This window comes from Brevibacillus sp. AG (genome assembly GCF_028369215.1).
Classification (GTDB): Bacteria; Bacillota; Bacilli; order Brevibacillales; family Brevibacillaceae; genus Brevibacillus; species Brevibacillus porteri.
Genome location: NZ_JAQMYO010000004.1, coordinates 124,760 through 145,783, shown reverse-complemented (window position 1 = coordinate 145,783; position 21,024 = coordinate 124,760). Strand labels below are relative to the sequence as shown.

The window sequence follows — 21,024 nt, the reverse complement described above, 5'->3', positions numbered from 1 at the left end:
CCTTCAAGAGAGAAAATCCCTATTATCGTTTGACAGGCTGTTGGGCGACACTTCTTACGGCCTCGGCAAAAGCATCGGCGGCTGCCGTGCATGCCGACTGGCTGCCAGTGAGTAGCGCTCCCCCAAAGTTCGTTTCTGTCGGTGGACCAAAAAATTGAACCATTTGTACATCTGCAGCCTTGAGGGCGGCATCAATACCATACATGGCCTCCAGCGGCGGAGCGATCAAGTAAGCAAGCGGCTCACCTTCGCGGATTCCGGCGGTTTGAGACAAGTAGCTGCCCGTCCGCGACACAACATGGGCGTAATACGCATGCGTCCCTTCATCATTCAAAGAGTAAAAGCATGCTCCGCTTTCCATAAATGCAACGGCTGCATCCAGTCCGCTCTGCACCTCCGATGGCGTCGCGCCTCCGATCATCCCGATGAACTCGCCGGACAACGGTCCAGACGCATGGCCTGAGCCTGCATAAAACGACTTGGCATACACAACTTCTACCGCTGCCTTTTTGGTCGCTTCATCAATGGCCGTATACCCCACATCGTCAATCGTAGAGGTCAATAGCCCCAGACTTCGGATATGAGAAGGCAGGTTCAGCTTCTCCGCAAATTGTGGATCGACATTGGGAATCAGTCGGATCGCAAGCGGCGTCGCTCGAATTGGTTTTTCCATGCGTGTCACTCCTTTCAAGACAACATCCCTGATCAAAAGTAAAAAAAGGTGCCTAAACACGAAAAAATAAGCCGTGTTCAAGGGCACCTTTGCCTTTTGATTATTCACTTGTGGGTAGAAGATTACACGCTATTTATGTGGTCTTTTACCTGTCTCTAATGTAGAACAAGGCACAGAAAAATGCAAGCGTTTTCGGCATTCCGTCACTTTTCCATATTCCGGTCATATTACGGACACACACCCACGTTAAATTTGTGTTGTAGCCGAGACGGGCAAGCCCGCAAGCAAGGCTCACCACAATCTAAAGACCCCCAAGGAGGAATTTTACAATGAAAAAGAAAATGGCAATGACAGTTATGGCTTTGGCAGTATCCGCAATGGCAGGTTCCGCGTTTGCGGCAAATGAACCAGCGAAGACGACTGGTTCTTCTGCTCCACTGAAAATGGTGACCAAAGATGGTACAGATGCTCTTCAAAAACCGATTTTTAACCTGGAGCAAATGGCAAAGGAAAAGGGCATCACTGTGGAAGAGTTGATCAAGCAGCTTGAAAAAGAAGGCAAACTGACGAAAGGAGCAGCTACTATCACGAAAGACGGCGATCTGACAACTAGCTTCTCCTTCATGAAATTCGATGCCAACAGCGATAACATTAAGACGATCAACCTAGATGAAATGGCGAAAGAAAAAGGGATCTCTGTAGAAGAGTTGATCAAGCAGCTTGAAAAAGAAGGCAAACTGACGAAAGCAACAGCTACCAGCAACCCAGACGGCACCATTCCGGGCTTCGCAGTCATTTCTCTCGATCCTGAAAACAAAGACGGCGGAGCATTCATCGCTCTGGACACTGCTATGAACCTGGAAGATATGGCGAAAGAAAAAGGCATCTCCGTAGAAGAGTTGATCGAGCAGCTTAAAGAAGAAGGCAAACTGGCAACGAATGTTTCCACGACAACAACTATCAATCTGGAAGAAGTAGCAAAAGAAAAAGGCATCTCCGTGGAAGAGTTGATCAAGCAGCTTGAAAAAGAAGGCGCGATCTCCACTGGTGAAGCAACTTCCTTTACTCAACCTGCAATCAGTTTGGAGCAAATGGCAAAAGAGAAAGGAATCACCGTTGACGAATTGATCAAACAGCTCGAAAAAGAAGGCAAGATCATAAAAGGTGCAACAGTCTCAGTAGCTGCCATCAAAAAATAAGCGTTGCCTTTCAAGCACACACAAAAACCTCTGACAGGAAACTGCCAGAGGTTTAGTTATGCCCTTCGCCATTTAACGGACACATAACTCCAATATGCTAAACAACTGAACAAGAACATTTTTTACAAATGATGTCACTCAAAATGATGTCTATCATTGCTATGATAAGTACAAATTGACTTGAGATAGATAGGAGGTGTTTCTTCGTGAAACGAATTCTACTCATCGAGGATGAAATGCCGATTGCCCGACTTGTCCAGGTCTACCTGGAACGGGCGGGCTATGAGGTAAAATGGAATGAGGGTGATCACGAGGCAATCCCGACTTTTTTCTCCTGGAAACCAGATCTTGTCCTGCTTGACCTGATGCTGCCCGATCATGACGGCTTGAATATACTCGATCAGATTCGCCAAAACGGTAGTTGCCCTGTCATTATCATCACGGCGCGCGGTACCGTGCCAGACAAGCTCCAAGGGCTGGCACAAGGTGCAGATGATTACATCGCCAAGCCATTTGATCCAGAAGAAGTGCTCGCCCGTGTACAAGCTGTGCTCCGCCGTTCCTCTTATATCGCCGAAGCAGATACGATCAGACTCGGGACACTTTCCATAGATGTTACTGCCCAAAATGCCTTGATCGGGAAAACACCCCTTGCCTTGATGCCACGGGATTGGCAGCTGCTCGTTTTCCTGGCGCGACATCCGAACCAATGCTTCAGCCGAGATCAGTTGCTGGATCAGGTGTGGGGAATGGATTTTGAAGGAGGCGATCGCTCTGTGGATACCGCAGTGAAGCGCTTGCGCAAAAGCTTGCTGCCGTGGCCGACTTCCGAAGGGGAAATCAGCACAATCAGAGGAATGGGGTATAGCCTGCGTGTTTACTAAACCATCTACTTCTACCAGAACTGCTGTACCGCTCTTGCGTTACTGGACGTGGCGCTATGCCTTGATTTTATCGGTCATTCTTTTTGGCATTGGCTTTTTTGGCATCTATTGGATTAACAAAGCAGCTACAGAACAACAGTTTCAGGTATTGGAAGCAAGAACAGAGTTGCTCGCTGATTCGTATACCAAGGTGTTGCTTGCCAAGGACACCTCGACTTCTCCTGTAAAGATAGCGGATTTGGCACGAACAACTGTTGGTATCTCCAATCAGGCTGTCACTGCTGTGACTGGCCCTGCGTCTCTGGCTATTCCTGACACCGCAACACCCGCAGCCAATACCGCCATGATCGCATTTCGAGTCATGCCGACTGTCCCAATCGATCACGTGGTACAGATTTACGATGATGCGGGCAAGACGTTTAAGAAGGAAATGGTGAGTCAGACGACGACCGCTACCATTGCGCAGCTACCTACCCCTGCCCAACCAGTGGACAAAACTAAAGAAATACGGGAGGTCGTTGCCACAAAGGGAGCTACCTGGCTGCGTGTGGGTGTCCCTTACTATGAACACAATACAGTCGCAGGCACTTATTACGTAAGTACCCCCCTTAACAATGATTTGGTTCACACTTATATCACGATCATGGTTTCTATCGGAATCATCACTTTGTGCGGTTGGGCCATCGTCTATGTACTTTCTCGCTCGTTAACACAGCCCCTGCGGCAGTTGGCAATAGCGGCAGAGCAAATATCCAGCGGGAATTATACGCCTTCCTTGCCCAATTCCTCCAAAATCAAAGAAGCAGAAATCAGTCAGCTGGTTCATTCCTTTGACGAAATGGCGAAACGGCTTGGACAACTAGAACGGATGCGCACCGACCTTTTGGCTGGTGTTTCCCATGAGCTGCGTACCCCTGTTACTTCGATCCGCGGAATGATTCAAGCGGTGAAAGACGGCGTCGTAAAAGGTGCAGATGCGGATGAATTCATGCAAATCAGCATGGACGAAGCCAAGCGACTCCAGACAATGGTCAATGACCTGCTCGATTTCTCCTCCATGGAAGCAGGTGAAGTTTTCGTCGAGAAGCAGTCCATTCAGATCGACAGTACGTTGGATCAGATAGTCGCACAGGTGCAAACCTTGCCCTCATTTGCCAACGTATTTGTGACAGTTAACCCGACTGGACAAGAAATCGTATGGATCGGCGACGAATCACATGTCAAACAAATTTTGCTCAATTTATTGGGGAACAGCGCTGCCGCAAATGCAACGCAAATCAAGATCGACGTTCACAACCAAAGCAGCTTCCTCTTCATCGATGTAACTGACAATGGAAAAGGAATTCCTGAGTCAGAGGTTCCTTTCATTTTCGAACGGTACTATCGTGGGGATAGCAAACGCAAAAAGAAGCAAGGCCTGGGGCTGGGCTTGACGATCTCCCGCCTATTGGCAAAGGCACACGGTGGAAATGTCGAATTGGTTCAGACTTCTCCAGAAGGAACAACCTTTCGTCTTACACTCGCCCATCCAGACTCGTCCGCTTGAAATGAAAAAGAGGAAGCAGCACGTACCGCTCGTGCCGCTTCCTCTTTTACGTATGGGCACCCTCCGGCACATGCGTGCGGATAAGATCCATGAAAATGTCCAATGCTTTGGTATGAAACTCGTCGGATTTCGTGACGAGCGAAAAATCACGGGTAACCGGTGTCCCCGTCACTTTCAATGTACAGAGCGTGCCGAGCTTGCGTTCTTTGCGGATGGCCCAATAAGACAGTAAGCTGATTCCCAGGCCAGCCTCCACTGATTCCTTGATTACCTGTGTACTGCCGAACTCCATTCGCTTTTGCGGTGTGAATTGCAGCTGGCGAAACATTTTTTCAGCCGCTTCCCTCGTGCCTGACCCTTCTTCCCGCACAATCCACGTTTCCTTCATTAGTTCGTCAATGCTGACCTCTGTCTGCCCGGCCAATCGATGCTCTGGCGAAGCAATCAAATACATACGATCATCAGCAAACGGCTCTACGCACATTTTTTCGTCCACATACTCGCCCTCAACAATCCCGACGTCGAGTTGTCGCTTCGCCACCAGCTCAGCAATGACTGTGGAATTGTGAATCGTAATCGTCGGGGTAATCATTGGGTAATACTGACGAAGACGTGCAATGACATGAGGTAGCACATACTCTCCGTATGTGTAGCTGGCGCCAATCGTCAAATGCCCGCTTGGTGTATTCATCAAATCATCCACGAGGCTCTGCATTCGCGTGTACAGGCCCAAGATCTCCCGAGCGTGATGATAGACAATCTCCCCCGCTTTATTCAAGCGAACATATTTGTTGCTTCGCTCCAGGAGCTTTGTCCCTATCGTGCGCTCGAGCGCATGAATATACTGGCTAACGGCAGGCTGCGTCATATGGAGCTCTTCTGCGGCTCGGGAAAAGTTCTGTCTGTCTGCAACGGTCACGAACACAAGCAAATGCTGATCCAACTGCCTTCACTCTCCTTTCCACCACTAACCATTCATTTCACTTATGATGATCATCTCAATGATTTATTTTTCTTATTATAACAGTTGCCGTATGCTGAGTTTGTAAAACTTTTCGAGGAGTGATGGCAATGGCAACTCCAATTAAAAGCAGCGTGCCATTGAATGAAAGCAATGCCAGTGTACAGCCCGCAAAAAACAACGAAAGCAACCCTGCATCCTTCTCGCTGTGGATAGCTGGAATCGCTTTTACTTTTTTCATCGCCCTGACAGGCTACGGCTTAGCAAAAATACCTGGCTTTCAACAAGTTGGCCCCCTCGCCTGTTCGATCCTGATCGCGGTCGCATACCGGCATTTTCGTGGATATCCGGAAGCATTGCGATCAGGGATTCAATTTTCCGCCAAACGCTTACTGCGTCTGGCTATTATTTTGTACGGTCTTAAGCTCAATATCGACGTCGTCTTGAATCAAGGCCTCGGGCTTCTCGTCTATGACGCTGGTGTTATTATTTTTGCCATCGCGGTTACGATGCTGATAGCCAAGTGGCTGAAAGCAGATACTTCCCTCTCCCTCATGCTCGGAGTCGGTACAGGCGTCTGTGGAGCAGCGGCAATAGCAGCCGTCTCCCCTATCGTTGCTGCCAAGGATGAAGATACCGCCATTGGGGTAGGAATGATCGCACTCGTCGGAACCTTATTTGCTATTTCCTACACGATCCTGCGTCCATTCCTTCCCCTGTCCGCGGTCGAATACGGCATGTGGTCTGGAATTAGTCTGCATGAGATTGCGCATGTCGCATTGGCTGCTGCACCTGCGGGTCAAGATGGGCTAGCGATTGCACTGCTGGCAAAATTGGGACGTGTGCTTCTGTTGGTCCCACTCTGTTTTATCCTGATGGTTTGGATGAAACGTTCCGGGAAGTTACAAAGTGGTACCAAGATCGAATTCCCTTGGTTCCTGATCGGCTTCCTCGCCATGAGTGTTTTTGGAAGCTACGTTCTCGGTACAACGATTCCTGTCTCAGAAGCGTTCCATAATGGCGTCGCCAATGTTACAACCTTTGTGCTCACCATGGCGATGGTCGGGCTTGGCCTCAATGTCGATCTGCGGGCACTTCGAACAAAAGCGGCGCGCCCACTGATTGCTATGAGTATTACCTCGATTCTTTTGTCGGTGCTCTCCTTTGCATTGGTATAAAAAATTGTGGATAACCAGACATGCGGGTTCGAATTCGCCGATTTCTTGATGATCGGCGAGTTTTTTTGTGGATAAGGACAAAGATTATCCCCATATGTTGATAAAGATGTGTACATCTTTGCCGAGGGGGATCTATATGTCGAGAAAATGGTTGAGGAGACGGCCGAACATCTTATTTATCATTGTGGATCAGGAACGATTTCCCCCTGTTTATGAAGGGCCTGCGATACGTGCATGGAGTGAGGATACACTCCATGCTCATGCTTTTTTGCGAGAGCATGGGTTGGAGTTCGAGCGTCATTACGTCGGCTCCACAGGCTGTTGCCCAAGCAGAGCCACCTTGTTCACCGGTCAGTACCCCTCTTTGCACGGCGTCACCCAGACCAGCGGCGTGGCTAAACGATCTCCCGACAGCGACATGTTCTGGCTCGATCGCAATACCGTTCCGACGATGGGAAATTTTTTTCGTCAAGCGGGCTATCGGTGTTTCTATAAAGGCAAGTGGCATATATCCGATGCTGACATTTGGGTACCGGGTACCCATTTTCCCATCCCCAGCTATATTCCTGTAACGGGAGTTCCCGATCCGGATAAAGAGCGCTTATACTTACTTGCTGATCGGCTAGACGGCTATGGCTTCTCCAGTTGGATAGGGCCTGAACCACATGGGATAGCGCCTCATAACTCCGGTTCGTCCGCAGCCATCGGCGTAAACGGTCGTGATGTGGTGTACAGCAGTGAAGTCATCGAGCTGCTCCATGCATTAGACCAGGAGAAGAACTCCGTTGAAAGCTACCATCCTTGGCTGATCGTGGCGTCTTTCGTCAATCCACATGATATCGCCATCTATGGGGATATCTCTGCGGGCACACCGTTTTTTCGCTTCCATGTGGATAAGTCCGTTCCCGCTGTTGCCCCGCCCCCTACTCAGCACGAATCCCTTGCGACAAAACCACGCTGCCAAGCGAGTTATCGGGAGGTATATCCACAAGCGTTCCAGCCCATTTCGGACCAAACCCATTATCGAAGACTGTACTATCAGCTCCAGAAAAACGCCGATCGGGAAGTCATGCGTGTTCTTGAAGCACTCGTCGCAAGCTCGTTTTATCCCGAAACACTAGTCGTGTTCACATCCGATCACGGCGAATTGTTGGGGGCTCACGGCAAGCTGCATCAAAAATGGTACTGTGCCTATGAAGAGGCGATTCACGTTCCCCTCATTATCCACAACCCACTCCTTTTCCCACACGCAACCTCAACAGAGCTGTTAACCAGTCATGTGGATATTCTTCCGACACTGCTCGGTATGGCTGGAGTAGACACAGACAGGCTTGGTGAGGAGCTGACCTTCACGCATAGCGAGGTACGACCTCTTGTCGGTCGTGATCTTACTCCCATCATCTTGTCTCACGATACGGAATCTATCTCCACTGAACCGATCTACTTCATGACGGACGACGATGTGACAAAAGGACAGCATCAAGTGAGCGTGCAACACCAGCCCTATGACTCTGTCATTCCTCCGAATCGGATAGAAACGGTCCTCTCCTACATGCATTCTGCCGGGCACAGCGCTTTATGGAAATACTCCCGCTATTTCGCCGAGGATGTATACAACCCCACCATGATTGATTACGAATTGTACAATCTCACGAACGATCCTTTGGAAACAAGGAATTTGGTAATCCCCCTCTACAAAACCACACACTCAGAGCGCATCCGCCTGAAAATGGAGCTGCTTTTAGAAGAACAACGAGCCCAAAAGCGATTGACACCCTTTTCTCACCCTTTCGCACACTTTCTGTCTACGTGAACTTTTCCGGAACAACAGAAAGCCCCTCGAATTGAGGGGCTTTTCATCATTTCTCTTCTCTTCACTATTCCTGTTCGGTCAATGCTTTTTCCAGTGCTGCCATCGCTTCTTGTTCATCGGCACCATCCGTAATCAGGGTAATTTCTTCCCCTTTTCCAATCGCTGCTGCCATAATACCCATGATGCTCTTGCCATTTACATTTTTCTCATTTTTGATGATTTTAATTTCACTTGAAAATGTCGTGGCCACCTTCACAAAGTTCGCAGCAGGACGTGCATGCAGGCCGTGCGCCAATTGAACCACTAATTTTTTCTCTACCATTCTGATATGCCTCCTTTGCTATACTCTCTCCAGCCATTCCTTCACGAACGCCTCTACTTGCGCAGAAGTGCTCATTTGCAAAATCGTATCAATCTGTTTCGCTGCGTCCTCTACGCGCAAACGACTCAGCTGTTGGCGCGCAGGCAAAATGCTCCCTGCACTCATACTAAATTCATCCAGACCTAGTCCCAACAGAATCGGGATCGCGATTGGATCGCCCGCCATCTCCCCGCACATGCCGACCCATTTGTTCTGCGCGTGCCCTGCTTTAATGACGTTGTGCAGCAAGCGCAAAACGGCAGGGTGATAAGGCTGGTAAAGATAAGCGACCTTCTCGTTCATACGGTCGGCTGCCATTGTGTATTGAATTAAATCATTAGTTCCAATGCTGAAAAAGTCAACTTCCCGTGCAAATTGATCGGCCATCAGTGCCGCAGCAGGGATCTCAATCATGATACCCACTTCGTACTGATCGGATACTACAATTCCGCGATTCACCAAAGATTTTTTCTCTTCTTCCAAAATCGCTTTCGCCTGGCGGAACTCCTCCAGTGTCGCAATCATCGGAAACATGATTTTCAAATTGCCGTGTACACTTGCGCGCAATAGTGCACGTAGCTGTGTACGAAACAGTTCTTGGTTGTCGAGACACAGCCGGATGGCGCGATGTCCAAGAAACGGATTCATTTCTTCTGGCAAAGCCAAGTAAGAGAGATGCTTGTCCCCGCCAATGTCCAATGTACGAATAACCACCGGGCGGTCGCCCATATGCTCCAGCACATGCTTGTACGCAACGTATTGCTCCTCTTCCGTCGGAAAATCATTGCGTCCCATGTACAGAAACTCCGTGCGGAACAGCCCGACACCTTCAGCACCATTGGCAATAGCCCCAGCGACATCTTCAGGACTTCCGATATTGGCGGCAAGCTCGACATGATGATTGTCCAACGTGACCGTTTTATCGTTCACAAGCTTCGCCAGTTCGGCTTTTTGCGCTTCGTAATCAGCTTGCTTGCGTTTGTAGACAGCGATCTCTTCTTCACTCGGGTCAATAATCGCGATCCCTTCATGCCCATCGAGAATGACGAGTGTCGCGGGCTGAACCGCACGAGTAATCCCTTGTGTTCCGACAACAGCAGGAATCTCCAGAGAACGTGCCATAATCGCAGAATGCGAAGTTCGTCCACCAATGTCCGTAACGAAGCCTTTGACATAGCGACGGTCTAATTGGGCCGTATCGGAAGGCGTCAAATCATCCGCTACAATGATCACTTCCTCTGTCAGCTCACCGAGTCCTGCAAACGGTACCCCGAGCAAGTAAGAAAGTACACGCTTAGTCACGTCACGAATATCTGCTGCTCTCTCCCGCATGTATTCGTTGTCCATTTGCTCGAAAAGTCCGATGAATGCTTGTGCGACATCATTCAAGGCACTTTCAGCGTTTGTCTTTTCGTTTGAGATTTTATCTTTGACGGTATCGACCAGTTCCGGGTCTTCCAAGACGAGCAGGTGAGCTTTGAAAATGTCTGCATGATCCGTGCCCATCTCCCGCTCCACTCGCAGAACGATGTCCTCCAAATCATTTTTCGCTCGAGCCAATGCCTCTTGAAAGCGTTGGATTTCACTCGCCGGATCTTCAATCGCTACGGTATTAATCTGTAAATCGGGCGTTGTCAGTAAAAACGCCTTACCAATGGCTATACCTGCTGAAGCTTTTACACCTGTGATCTTTTGGGACATCGTAACACCAGCCTCTCTCAATGGCTACCTGACCATTCCTTCAATCTGCGTGCCTGTTCGCGCACGATCTCCTCAAGAGGATGACCTGCCGGAATGTCGGTACAATTGTGTAATGTATTTTCCCATCCAAACTCTTTCAGGCTTGCTTGTATCCGTGCAGACTCCGCATCCTCGGGATAATCGAATGCCAGTGCCGCTGCAATCGCCAGACCCAAATGCTCTGGGTTCATTCCTTTTTCCATGCATTGCAGCGCTGGGCCGACTAAACGATCATGCTGCGACAGCTTGCGGATCGGCGAACGTGCCACCCTGACAATATCGTCAGACAACAGCGGGTTGGTGTATCTGCCGAGAATTTTTTCTACATACTGCCCATGCACTTGTGGGTCAAATCCGTACTTGGCAGAAAGCAGTGCACCTGTCTCCTGGAGAGCCCCGCGTGTCGCCTGAACAATCCGGTCGTCTCGCATCGCTTCATCAATCGTTTTCATCCCCAGCTGATACCCTAGGTACGCGATGACCGCATGACCTGTGTTGACGGTAAACAGCTTTCTTTCGATGTACGGCGCAAGATCCTCCACATAGGTAACGCCCTCTATGGAAGGGATTTCTCCAACCATCTGCGACGAATCTACCACCCATTCGAAAAACGTTTCAACCATAACCAGCAGCTTGTCATCATGCTGCTGCAAAGGAACGATCCGGTCTACCGCTGCATTGGGGAATCCGATCCATTGTGCTGCCTCGGCTTGAACCGATTCCGTCAGATGCTCATACACATGCTCCTTCAGCTTCTCGCTGCCGCCAATCATGTTTTCACATGCAATCACATTGAGTGGCTTCGCATGAACAGAAAGTCTCCGGGTAATGCCGGCTGCGATGGCCCCTGCAATATGCGGAAGAATGTTGGGACCCACTGCCGTCGTAACCAAATCGGCAGTTGCGATCGCTTCAGCTACCGCCGCTACATCCTGACCATTTATCGCTCGAACTCCTTCCACGACCGACTCCGGTTTTCCTGTTGTTGCTAGTTGCACACGATACATTTTTCGCTCATTCAGCTCATCGACCAAAGCCGCATTGACATCCACAAACGCAATTTCATAGCCAGCCTTTTGCAAAAGTTGTCCGATAAAGCCTCGCCCAATGTTACCTGCTCCAAAATGTACAGCTAGCATAGGAAATTACACCTCCTCGGAGAACATCGTGATGATTTCTTGCGCCGAAGCCGCGTTTACAATCCGCTTGACGTTTTCCTCCTCGGAGCAAAGAATCGCGATGTTCGAGAGCACCTCCAGATGCTCGTCTCCAACGGCAGCAATGCCCACCAGCAAATAAGCTGTGTTGCCCTCTCCAAAATCTACGCCCCCAGGAACCTGAACGATGGAGATCCCGGTAGATTGAATCTCTGCCTTGGATTCGTTGGTTCCATGCGGGATGGCTACGCCGCTTCCGATGTATGTGGTCGCCAACTGCTCGCGCTCTTGCATTTTCTCTAGATACGCCTCCGTTACATGACCTGCACGCACAAGCAATTCTCCTGCCAGTCTGATCGCTTCTTCTTTATTGGCTACCTTTGCATTCAACATGATTTTTTCTGCTGTCAGTATGTTTTTCATTTTGTTCTCTCCAATCCTATCTTTTTAAGGCAAAATGCATACATTTTGCCTGCTATATAATCAGCAATTTGCTGTGTTTCTCCTGTTTTCAAAACCGCTTGCATGTCTTCTTCAATCAAAAGGGAGCTGATCTCACTGAGTACTTCCAGCCCTTCCTTCGGCACTTCTTTCGGCCCTAACAAGAGTAGAAGCGTGTCAATGGATATCACTTCTTCATCCATCGAGCGAAGAAGGATGGGCTCTCGTAATTGATGAAACGTAAAAGACGGCTTGTTCACCGCTTCATTTCTTCCGTGGAAAAGGGCCAAGGATGTTCCCGGAATCCCCAAACCGCCGAGCTTTTCCCGCTCGATCAGCTGCTTGACTACCGGTTCGACCTCCTCGATCGTTCCACGTTCTTTCAGCCTCATGCTGATTTGTCCCAAAAGCTGGGCGATGTCCTGAGCACGATTATCCCATCTCATTCCCCATAGCCCATCGTAAAGCTCATTGGCATACGCAGCGTAGTATTGAATGGCCCTTAGTTGTTCGATGGACTGCTGTCCTGCGGGAACCAGCTGACTTTTCTCCTGATGGGATCGTTTCTGACTCGTCGTGTGCAATTGATATTTAATTTTTTGGATATCGTCTGGCGGAAGCAGCGGGCTGACCACGACATATTCCGCTGGATCGAGCGGCAAGGGAAGGGTGGAAATGACCAAGTCATAATCCGTTGCCGGAACCTCTTCCAGATCGAACATGGACAGGTTTTTCAAGCTGACGATCTCCGGTATTTCTTTTTTAATACGCGTTGCCAAAATCTTGGAGGAGCCGATCCCGCTGGAGCATACTACCAATGCCCGGTACCACTGCTGCTCATGGCGCGTTCTCTCCAATGCTGCACCAAGATGCATCACCAGGTACCCGATCTCTTCCTCTGGAACCTGTAGCTCTGGCAAAATCGTATGGACCGCTTCACTTGTTACGGCAAACAGCTCTGGATAGTTTTGCTTGATCTGCTCGAGAATCGGATTGCGAATCTCCATCTTCCGCTGTAATCGGTATAACGCTGGCTCCAAATGCGTCAGCAGACCATGGAACAGCGAAGCGTCATTGCCAAGCGGAATGTCCAAGCGTTCTTCACAGGCTTGAATGAAGCGTTTCGTAATGACCATGAGCTCTGTATTTTCTGGCCATACTTGGTCATCCGGGGAATGCCGCAGCTTGGCACCCCGCAAATGCATCGTAATATAGCCGATCTCATCTGCTGGGATCTCCATTTGGAAAATCTGCTTTAGCCGCTCCATGATGTTGCTGGCTATTTCGTACTCAGGTGTTCCAATCAATTCACTGAGGGTATTCTCGTCAAAATGAATGCCTTCCCCTTTTTCAATCCGTTCCATGGCCAATGCCAAATGTGTGACCAATCCGAGATAGGCGCTGTCTGCCAAAGGATAGGGAAGCTCCTCGTCCAGATGGCTCAATGCATTCTCGACCTTGATCAGCTTTTCCCGGTCAATCAAGCCGAGCAGCCGTTCCGAAATCGAGTCGATGTCTCGCAGTGCCTTGTTTTGAATATTTTCTTTGATAATCCCAATCAGCTCGTGATCGTCCAGATGCTCGGCAATCAGTCTGCTGATCGCCCGCCGCTTGGACGACTCTGTCCCTTGCAACTCCACGCCATACCCTCGTTTTCGCAAGAGTGACAGATCGTATCGAGCGAGCATCGTCTCCAAATCATCCAGATCATGGCTGATGGTTGCCGTTGTCACTTTCAAATCGATCGCCAGCGAAATCAGTTTGACTGGCTCCGATGCCTCTAGGAGTGCGCACAGGATGATTGCCTTTCGTTCCTGCGCGGTGAATTCCTTCGTCATGTGATGCAGGACAGACATTCTGAGTGCACGCTTTTGCTCGTCAGTCCCCACCACTTCAAGACCTGAACCTGTTTTTCTGACCAGCTCCAGTTCAAATTCATCAAACAAGGAAGTCAGTGCATCCAATTCTCGGTGAACGGTACGACCGCTTACACCAATCTGTTCGGCCATCGAACCCACGGTAACTCCTTTTTGTTCCTTCAATAAAATCTCGATAATAGATCGCTGTCGAGAGGATACATGCATGTCTTCGTTCCCTCCTTAACGCCAAAGAGGGAAGACGCTAGCTCTCACTAGCGTTGATTCCCTTTACCCCAGGCGTTTGACCAACTTGTCATACTCGGGACTATTCAAGAAATTTTCAATAGAGATATGCTCCGCAGAAGGCGCTTTGACCTGCGCTCTCTCTGTTAAAGACTTGTGCGTAATAACGATATCAGCGTCGCTTGGAATGTCGTTGATCGCCGTATTGATGACCGTAATCTCGGTCAGGCCCGCATCCTTGAACTTTTTACGCAAGGACGCCGCTCCCATCGCACTGGAGCCCATTCCCGCATCGCAAGAGAAGACAACTTTCTTCACGTCAGCAGCAGCTACCTCATGCTTCACTGGAGCTTCTACCGCTTCTTGTTCCTGCGCTTTTTTGCCTTTCATCTCTTGCATTTTTTCTGTCGCTTTTTCCAGTTCATCCTCGTCTGTCTTCGCGCTCATTTTCAAGAGAGCAGATGCGATGAGGAAGGACACGACAGTCGCCGCCAACACACCAGCCAGTACCGGTAGCAATCCACCACGCGGTGCCATTGCAATCAAGGCGAAAATACTACCTGGAGACGGTGGCGCCACCAATCCTGCGCCGAGCAGCGTGAAGGTAAACACACCAGCCATCCCGCCACCAATGGCCGCGAGAATCAGACGCGGATTCATCAGCACGTACGGGAAGTAAATTTCGTGGATACCCCCGAAGAAGTGAATGATGACAGCACCCGGAGCCGATTGCTTGGCACTGCCTTTGCCAGCAAGCCAGTATGCCAACAATATTCCCAGACCTGGTCCCGGATTGGATTCAAGCAGGAAGAAGACGGACTGACCCAACTTCGCCGCTTCATCCAGACCGATCGGGCTCAAAATACCGTGGTTAATCGCATTGTTCAGGAACAGGATCTTCGCTGGCTCGATAAAAATGCTGGCAAGCGGTAGCAATCCTGCACCTACAATGACTTCTACACCCCCTGCAAGTGCCTTGCTCAAGCCTGCAACGACAGGGCCAATTGCTTGGAAAGCAAACAGTGTCAGTAACCCGCCAACAATACCCGCGGAAAAGTTATTCACTAACATTTCAAAGCCGGAACGAATTTTCCCTTCGAACAACTGGTCTACTTTTTTCATGACCCAGCCGCCCAAAGGACCCATGATCATGGCTCCCAGGAACATCGGGATGTCTGCGCCTACGACAACCCCCATCGTAGCGACGGCACCTACGACCCCGCCTCGAACATCATGGACCATTTTCCCGCCAGTATAACCAATCAGCAGTGGCAGTAAATACGTAATCATCGGTCCAACCAATTTGGCCAAATTTTCGTTAGGCAGCCAACCTGTTGGGATAAATAAAGCGGTAATCAACCCCCAAGCGATGAAAGCACCGATATTCGGCATAACCATTGCACTCAGGAATCGTCCAAACTTTTGTACCGAGACCCGTACTCCACCCGAAGCGTTTTTTGTTTCCACGCTCTCCATACTGCACCCTCCTTTACCCCTATTTATGAGATGTTGACATGATTGAAATGATAATGGGTACACCTCAAATATAAAGCGTTTTCATAGAAGGTAACAACAAAATCAAAGCGCGAATTTGTCTGACTCGTTGTTGCCAAAACTTAATTGCCCATAGGAAAAAGACCTCTGCCCAATTGCAGAAGCCTTCTCCTTACAAATTCTCCGATTCAACCTTGATCACTTTTCCGGTCTTCACATCGACATCGATTTCAAACACCTGATTTTGCTCGGTGAGAATGATGATTTCATACGCGAGAACACCTTCGTCTTTTTCTAACTCAACATGGACAACTCGCCCTTTTACTTGCTGTAAGGCGATTCGTATGGCGTCTTCTTTGGTAATGTCTGTTGGCTCGATGATCGCAGAAATTTCCTTCGCTTGGTCAAAGGAATGTCCAGTTGCATGAACCGACATTCCCCCACCCAATACGGCGAGCCAAATACCAGCCCACTTTCCAATGGCTGTTTTCCTCATGCTTGCCCTCTCTCCCTGCGCGAAAATTCGTGCCAAAACACTCCTAGTTTGTCACGGATTCCCCTAAATATTCGCAGGCAGGTCAACACGAAAAAAAGACCGATGCGCACATGTGCACACCAGTCTTTGCTTGCGATATCGATCGATTCCTAGCTGCGTGGTGGACGAGATTCGCCACTGCGTGGACGGGAGTCACCGCTGCGTGGACGGGAGTCACCGCTGCGTGGACGAGAGTCACCACTGCGTGGACGAGATTCGCCACTGCGTGGACGAGATTCGCCGCCGCGTGGACGATATTCGCCATTGCGTGGGCGAGATGGGCGCTTTCCGCCAAAACCGGAACCGGAACCGAAGCCACCTTTTCCTTTTGGAGGTAGCTTTTTCTTACCTACACGAAGAGGAGCCTCTTCTGTCAGGCGAACAGGAGTCATATCTGGTTCTTTAGTCAACAGCTTGAGTGCTGCGGATACGAGTGTTACGGAATCGACATCCTCCAGCAATTGCTCTGCCAGCGTTTTATAAGGAGACAGATCGTCTCTTCCAGATGCTTCGAGAATTTTGTCTACCGTCATCTTTTGTTGACCTTCCAAAGCCTCAGCCATCGAAGGAACCGCACGGCGCTCCATGCGACGGTTCGTTGTACGCTCAATCAGACGCAGATGGTCGATTTCACGGGAAGTCACAAACGTGATTGCCAGACCTGTTTTACCAGCACGTCCCGTTCTACCGATACGGTGAACGTAGCTCTCGGAGTCTTGTGGAATATCAAAGTTAAATACATGCGTTACACCGCTGATGTCCAAGCCACGTGCAGCCACGTCAGTCGCTACCAGCACTTCGATCGTACCTTCCTTGAACTTGCGGAGCACGCTGTCGCGTTTCGCTTGGTTCAAGTCACCGTGGATACCTTCTGCACCATAACCGCGCTTGGTCAGGGCTTCGGACAGCTCATCCACTCTGCGCTTGGTTCTACCGAAAATGATAGCCAGCTCAGGGGAGTGAATATCCAGCAAACGGCACAGTACATCGAACTTTTGCTTTTCAGCTACTTCCATGTATTCCTGTGCAATGTTTGGCACGGTTACTTCTTTTGCTTTCACTTGAATGATGGTTGGTTCGTTCATGAACTGTTGCGCAATTTCCTGGATCGCTCTCGGCATCGTAGCAGAGAACAATAGCGTTTGACGATTGTCTGGAACCTCTTTCAAGATTTCCTTGATGTCGTCGATGAAACCCATGTTCAGCATTTCATCCGCTTCATCCAAAATAACAACCTCAATGGCATCCAGACGAATGGTTTTTCTTCTCATGTGGTCCATGAAACGACCAGGTGTTGCTACGATGATTTGTGGACGTTTTTTCAACGCTTTGATTTGACGCGTGATGTCTTGACCACCATAGATTGGCAGGGCAGAGATGTTTTTAAATTGGGCAATTTTATTAATCTCTTCTGCAACCTGAACAGCCAGCTCACGTGTTGGAGTCAAAACAACCCCTTGAATATTTCCGCTTGTTTCATCCAAGCGTTCAATCAATGGAATACCGAATGCAGCCGTTTTACCAGTACCTGTTTGTGCCTGACCGATCAGGTCACGACCTTGCAGTGCTACAGGAACCGTTTGATCCTGAATCGCTGTAGCCTCTTCGAAGCCCATGTTGCTCAACGCTCTAACAATGGAGTGATGTAAGCCAAAATCATTAAAAGTCGCCAATGAATGTCAGTCTCCTTTATCAATACCTTCATCTATAAAATTCTCAAAAAAAAGGGCACTATTCCTTACGATCCGGAACATGCCCTTTTATCCCCGATTGTACGTAGCACCCTAAAGAACATAGCTGTAATCGTACCATGCAATGACTGAAAAAGCAAACTGCATATATACCCAAATTGCCTGATTTTGTGATGCTACCGTTTTAAAAAAATAACAAAGCAGCCAAGAATCGGGCTGCTTGTCTGTTATCGGATTATTTTACCCATTTGTTGTAAAGCTCATCAAACATTCCTTGCAGTTTCATTTCGTCCATCCACAGATCCAGGTAGTTAGCGAAGATGGTGTCTCCGCGATGGATCATGTAGCCTTTTTCACTCTTCGTGAACGGATTGTCGGTCAGAGCTGGATACAGGCGGGAATCTGCTTTGGAATACACAATCGCTTCCAGCGTATCTGTGATCATCACATCGTACTTACCGCTTGCTACCAGACCAGGAATGTCGAGGTTGTTTTGTTCAACTGTTACAGTTGCTTTTGTCAGATGTTCACGAACGAATTTTTCGTTGGTGCCACCTGGATTCACACCAATGCGCACCTCTGGCTTGTTGATGTCTGCTACACTCTTGTACTTGTCTTTATCTACTGCACGAATGAGCGGAGCTTTACCGAACATAATATAAGGATCGCTCATGTGCGCTTTTTTCTGACGGTCTGTGTTGCGCGTAACGCCTCCGACAGCAATATCGAATTTATTTGCCAAGAGATCGTTCATCAGTGTTGGCCAAGATGTTTGGACAAAACGCGCCTCTACTCCCAGGCTTTTTGCGAATTCTTTCATCGCATCGATATCGTAACCTTCGAATTCGTTCGTTTTTGGATTCAAATATGTAAATGGTTTGTAGTCACCTGGAGTACCTACGAGGATATAGCCTCTCGCAATGATTTCGTCCAAACGAGACTCAAACTTCTTCGTTTGCGGTTTTTTAGCAGCTTCAGCAGCTACGGTTGGCACAGGCTTAACCGCCGTTGCGGCAAAAGCACCTGTTCCGCCTGTCATGAGCATAGTTGCAGCGAGTGTGCTCGCCAAGATTGTTTTTGTAAATTTTTTCATCTGGTTTCTCCTCCTGTTAAACGGTAATGAATTTAGTTATCAGAAACAAACTCCATCATCCCCTAATGGCATCCCCCCTTTCAAATGAAGAGGACTTACAACCTGTCGAGCTGCCTCTTACACAGTAAACCTGCCAATTCCTTGCTGTAATTCTTCTGCCACTGCGTTCAAACGCTCGACAGACTGGCCAATTTCCTGGATGGCTTGAAGTTGCTCTTCAGTCGCCCTTGCCACTGTTTGCGCGTCGAGTGAAGCATGTTTTGCAATGTTATGCATTTCATCTACAGAAGCACTCACCTGTTGGGAGCCCGCTGACATTTGCTCAGATGCTGCGGATACTTCCAAAATGTGCGCAGCAACGTTACGGGAAGATTCCAAAATATGCCCGAAGATTTCGCGAACCTCTTCGACCAGTTGAATACCTTGCTGAGCGTTTTGGTTGCCCGCGGTCATGACTTCTACCGCGTGACGAGTATCCTGCTGGATTTCTCCGATCAGCATCGCGATTTTGGATGCAGATTCTTCGGATTGATTCGCCAGTTTTTTTACCTCTCCGGCAACCACAGCAAACCCACGTCCATGCTCGCCGGCACGTGCTGCCTCAATCGAAGCGTTCAAGGCAAGCAAATTGATTTGCGAGGTTAACTGACTGATCGTATCGAGAATGCCTTCGATTTCTTTGGAACGATTGTTGAGCTGCTCGATGGCTACTGTCGCCTTCGATGTTCCCTCCCCAATGCTTCCCATCTGGCGAACTGCCTGCTCTACCACAGCAGTTCCTTGCTCTGCCTGCTCTGTTGCTACCTGGGCAGCCTCTGAAACATGTGCAGACGTCTCCGCGATTTTCACGATGCCTGCTGCCATGTCATTCATAGACAACGCGACATCCTGCGAGCTGGTGGCCTGCGCCTCTGCTCCCTCAGAAATCTGTGCAATAGACAAACCGATTTGGTTGATGTTTTCCGTCGCTTGTTTAATACCTTCGGATACTTCCTGACTAAAACGCTGTACTTGATCAGACGACAGAGATACGTCTTCGATCAAATTTTTCAAGTGCGATACCGTCTGGTTAAAGTCACGTGACAGTACTGCAATCTCGTCTTTTCCCTCAACCGTTACGGTCTCTTTCAAGTTCCCCTGCGACACTACATTTACTGCGTGATTCAGACGCTCAATTGGTTTCACCATGCGTACAGCCAAGAAATAAACGAGGACAACCCCAATCGCCAACACGATGAGGGAAATTACCATCAATCGGACTGACAATTGATCGACAGGCGCATGCAGCTCCGCTACGGGTGCAGTGATGTATAGGCCCCAGTTCAAACTGGTAGGAGCATAGGAAGCAAATCGCTCTACATTCTCGTATTTGTATTGGGCGATTCCATGATTCCCTTGCTTGATATCTTCAAAAGCTGTCTGAAGCTCAAGAATACCCATGTCGAGAATCGATTCCTTCAGAATGTACTCGCTTTTCGGATGATAAATAAATGTTCCTGTTTTGCTTACTAAAAAGGCGTAACCAGCTTGGCCAAATTTCTCTTCGGACACCTTTTTTTGGATTTCGTTGATAGGAATAGTGGAACCGATATAACCGTATTGACGATTGTCCTTCATCAATGGAACGACAAGAGTCACGATGTTATTCCCTGTTCGCTTTGAAATGACTGGCTCGGAGACAACAACCTTCCCTTCCCCTTTGCCGGCTTCCTTAATATGCGGACGATCCGAGATGTCGGTCACTTCTCCCTTGAAATTGATTACTTTCTTACCGCTTAAATCATGCGAAAAAAAGAACGTCTCAAACTCGGGGTTATCCTTTTGAGCTTCTTGAATGAGTTTCAGGTCCTGTTCGACATTTTGATCAGCCGACATCAGCCCTCCCACCGCTTCTACAATACTAATTTTTTCTTGAAAGAAACCATCGATACGTATCGAGAGATTGCTAGCTGACAACTCAGCTTCTTTGTCCAGACTGTCTGCCAAAAGATTGGAAGCACTCCAATAACTTGCACCGCAAACCGTACCCAAACTAATAACCAACAGCAAGCACAAAACGATAATTAGCTTATTCTTCAAACTATTTTTCATACCGATTCACTTCTCCCTTCTGTTTTTTCAACAAAAAAAAGACTGCCCACCGACAGCCCATCATG

The 21,024-nt window shown here is 48.8% G+C and carries 17 protein-coding genes; 5 read left to right on the top strand and 12 right to left on the bottom strand.

Features of this window, described 5'->3' with window-relative positions; genetic code table 11:
• Window positions 1-22 precede the first annotated feature (22 nt).
• Complete coding sequence (gene eutL / locus POF51_RS12030) at window positions 23-673, bottom strand: ethanolamine utilization microcompartment protein EutL (RefSeq protein WP_017252519.1); 651 nt, start codon at window positions 671-673, stop codon at window positions 23-25.
• Window positions 674-1,002: 329 nt separating this feature from the next.
• On the opposite strand from eutL, the gene POF51_RS12025 reads away from it, so the two are divergent.
• The 3 genes from POF51_RS12025 (at window position 1,003) to POF51_RS12015 (ending at window position 4,302) form a co-directional block, all read left to right on the top strand.
• Window positions 1,003-1,872, top strand: a complete 870-nt coding sequence (locus tag POF51_RS12025) for a hypothetical protein (RefSeq protein WP_069849771.1) — start codon at window positions 1,003-1,005, stop codon at window positions 1,870-1,872.
• Window positions 1,873-2,078: 206 nt separating this feature from the next.
• Entirely contained in the window at window positions 2,079-2,756 is a 678-nt protein-coding gene (locus POF51_RS12020) for a response regulator transcription factor (protein ID WP_069849772.1), read from the top strand.
• Window positions 2,746-4,302 (top strand): sensor histidine kinase, encoded by a 1,557-nt coding sequence (locus POF51_RS12015; RefSeq protein WP_069849773.1) that lies wholly within the window; start codon window positions 2,746-2,748, stop codon window positions 4,300-4,302. Before POF51_RS12020 ends, POF51_RS12015 begins: the two co-directional genes overlap by 11 nt.
• A 46-nt stretch (window positions 4,303-4,348) precedes the next feature.
• On the opposite strand, the gene POF51_RS12010 is transcribed toward POF51_RS12015, so the two are convergent.
• Window positions 4,349-5,245, bottom strand: coding sequence for a LysR family transcriptional regulator (locus POF51_RS12010; RefSeq protein ID WP_069849774.1), 897 nt, complete (start codon window positions 5,243-5,245; stop codon window positions 4,349-4,351).
• A gap of 128 nt (window positions 5,246-5,373) precedes the next feature.
• Here POF51_RS12010 and POF51_RS12005 point away from each other — a divergent pair, with 128 nt between their 5' ends.
• Both POF51_RS12005 and POF51_RS12000 read left to right on the top strand, forming a co-directional pair.
• Entirely contained in the window at window positions 5,374-6,441 is a 1,068-nt protein-coding gene (locus POF51_RS12005) for a YeiH family protein (RefSeq protein ID WP_069849775.1), read from the top strand.
• Between the two features lie 136 nt (window positions 6,442-6,577).
• A complete protein-coding gene (locus tag POF51_RS12000; RefSeq protein WP_069849776.1) occupies window positions 6,578-8,254 on the top strand; it encodes a sulfatase-like hydrolase/transferase in 1,677 nt (558 codons plus the stop codon).
• Window positions 8,255-8,318: 64 nt separating this feature from the next.
• On the opposite strand, the gene POF51_RS11995 is transcribed toward POF51_RS12000, so the two are convergent.
• From POF51_RS11995 to POF51_RS11950, 10 genes are all read right to left on the bottom strand, one after another.
• Entirely contained in the window at window positions 8,319-8,576 is a 258-nt protein-coding gene (locus POF51_RS11995; protein ID WP_069849777.1) for an HPr family phosphocarrier protein, read from the bottom strand.
• A gap of 18 nt (window positions 8,577-8,594) precedes the next feature.
• Window positions 8,595-10,316 (bottom strand): phosphoenolpyruvate--protein phosphotransferase, encoded by a 1,722-nt coding sequence (gene ptsP, locus POF51_RS11990; RefSeq protein WP_069849778.1) that lies wholly within the window; start codon window positions 10,314-10,316, stop codon window positions 8,595-8,597.
• A 17-nt stretch (window positions 10,317-10,333) separates the two neighbouring features.
• Window positions 10,334-11,494 (bottom strand): mannitol-1-phosphate 5-dehydrogenase, encoded by a 1,161-nt coding sequence (locus tag POF51_RS11985; protein WP_069849780.1) that lies wholly within the window; start codon window positions 11,492-11,494, stop codon window positions 10,334-10,336.
• Window positions 11,495-11,500: 6 nt separating this feature from the next.
• The gene (locus POF51_RS11980) at window positions 11,501-11,935 is read right to left on the bottom strand and encodes a PTS sugar transporter subunit IIA (RefSeq protein WP_069849782.1); all 435 of its coding nucleotides are present in this window, start codon (window positions 11,933-11,935) and stop codon (window positions 11,501-11,503) included.
• Window positions 11,932-14,037, bottom strand: a complete 2,106-nt coding sequence (locus POF51_RS11975) for a BglG family transcription antiterminator (RefSeq protein ID WP_069849784.1) — start codon at window positions 14,035-14,037, stop codon at window positions 11,932-11,934. The genes POF51_RS11980 and POF51_RS11975 overlap by 4 nt, the downstream gene beginning before the upstream one ends.
• A gap of 63 nt (window positions 14,038-14,100) precedes the next feature.
• The gene (locus POF51_RS11970; protein ID WP_069849786.1) at window positions 14,101-15,531 is read right to left on the bottom strand and encodes a PTS mannitol transporter subunit IICB; all 1,431 of its coding nucleotides are present in this window, start codon (window positions 15,529-15,531) and stop codon (window positions 14,101-14,103) included.
• A 190-nt stretch (window positions 15,532-15,721) separates the two neighbouring features.
• Window positions 15,722-16,045 (bottom strand): PepSY domain-containing protein, encoded by a 324-nt coding sequence (locus POF51_RS11965; RefSeq protein WP_017252532.1) that lies wholly within the window; start codon window positions 16,043-16,045, stop codon window positions 15,722-15,724.
• A 149-nt stretch (window positions 16,046-16,194) separates the two neighbouring features.
• Window positions 16,195-17,757, bottom strand: a complete 1,563-nt coding sequence (locus tag POF51_RS11960; protein ID WP_069849788.1) for a DEAD/DEAH box helicase — start codon at window positions 17,755-17,757, stop codon at window positions 16,195-16,197.
• Between the two features lie 253 nt (window positions 17,758-18,010).
• Window positions 18,011-18,868 carry a transporter substrate-binding domain-containing protein gene (locus POF51_RS11955; protein ID WP_069849790.1) on the bottom strand — a complete coding sequence of 286 codons (858 nt, stop codon included), beginning with the start codon at window positions 18,866-18,868 and terminating at the stop codon, window positions 18,011-18,013.
• Window positions 18,869-18,985: 117 nt separating this feature from the next.
• Window positions 18,986-20,959 (bottom strand): methyl-accepting chemotaxis protein, encoded by a 1,974-nt coding sequence (locus tag POF51_RS11950; RefSeq protein ID WP_069849792.1) that lies wholly within the window; start codon window positions 20,957-20,959, stop codon window positions 18,986-18,988.
• Window positions 20,960-21,024: the final 65 nt, after the last annotated feature.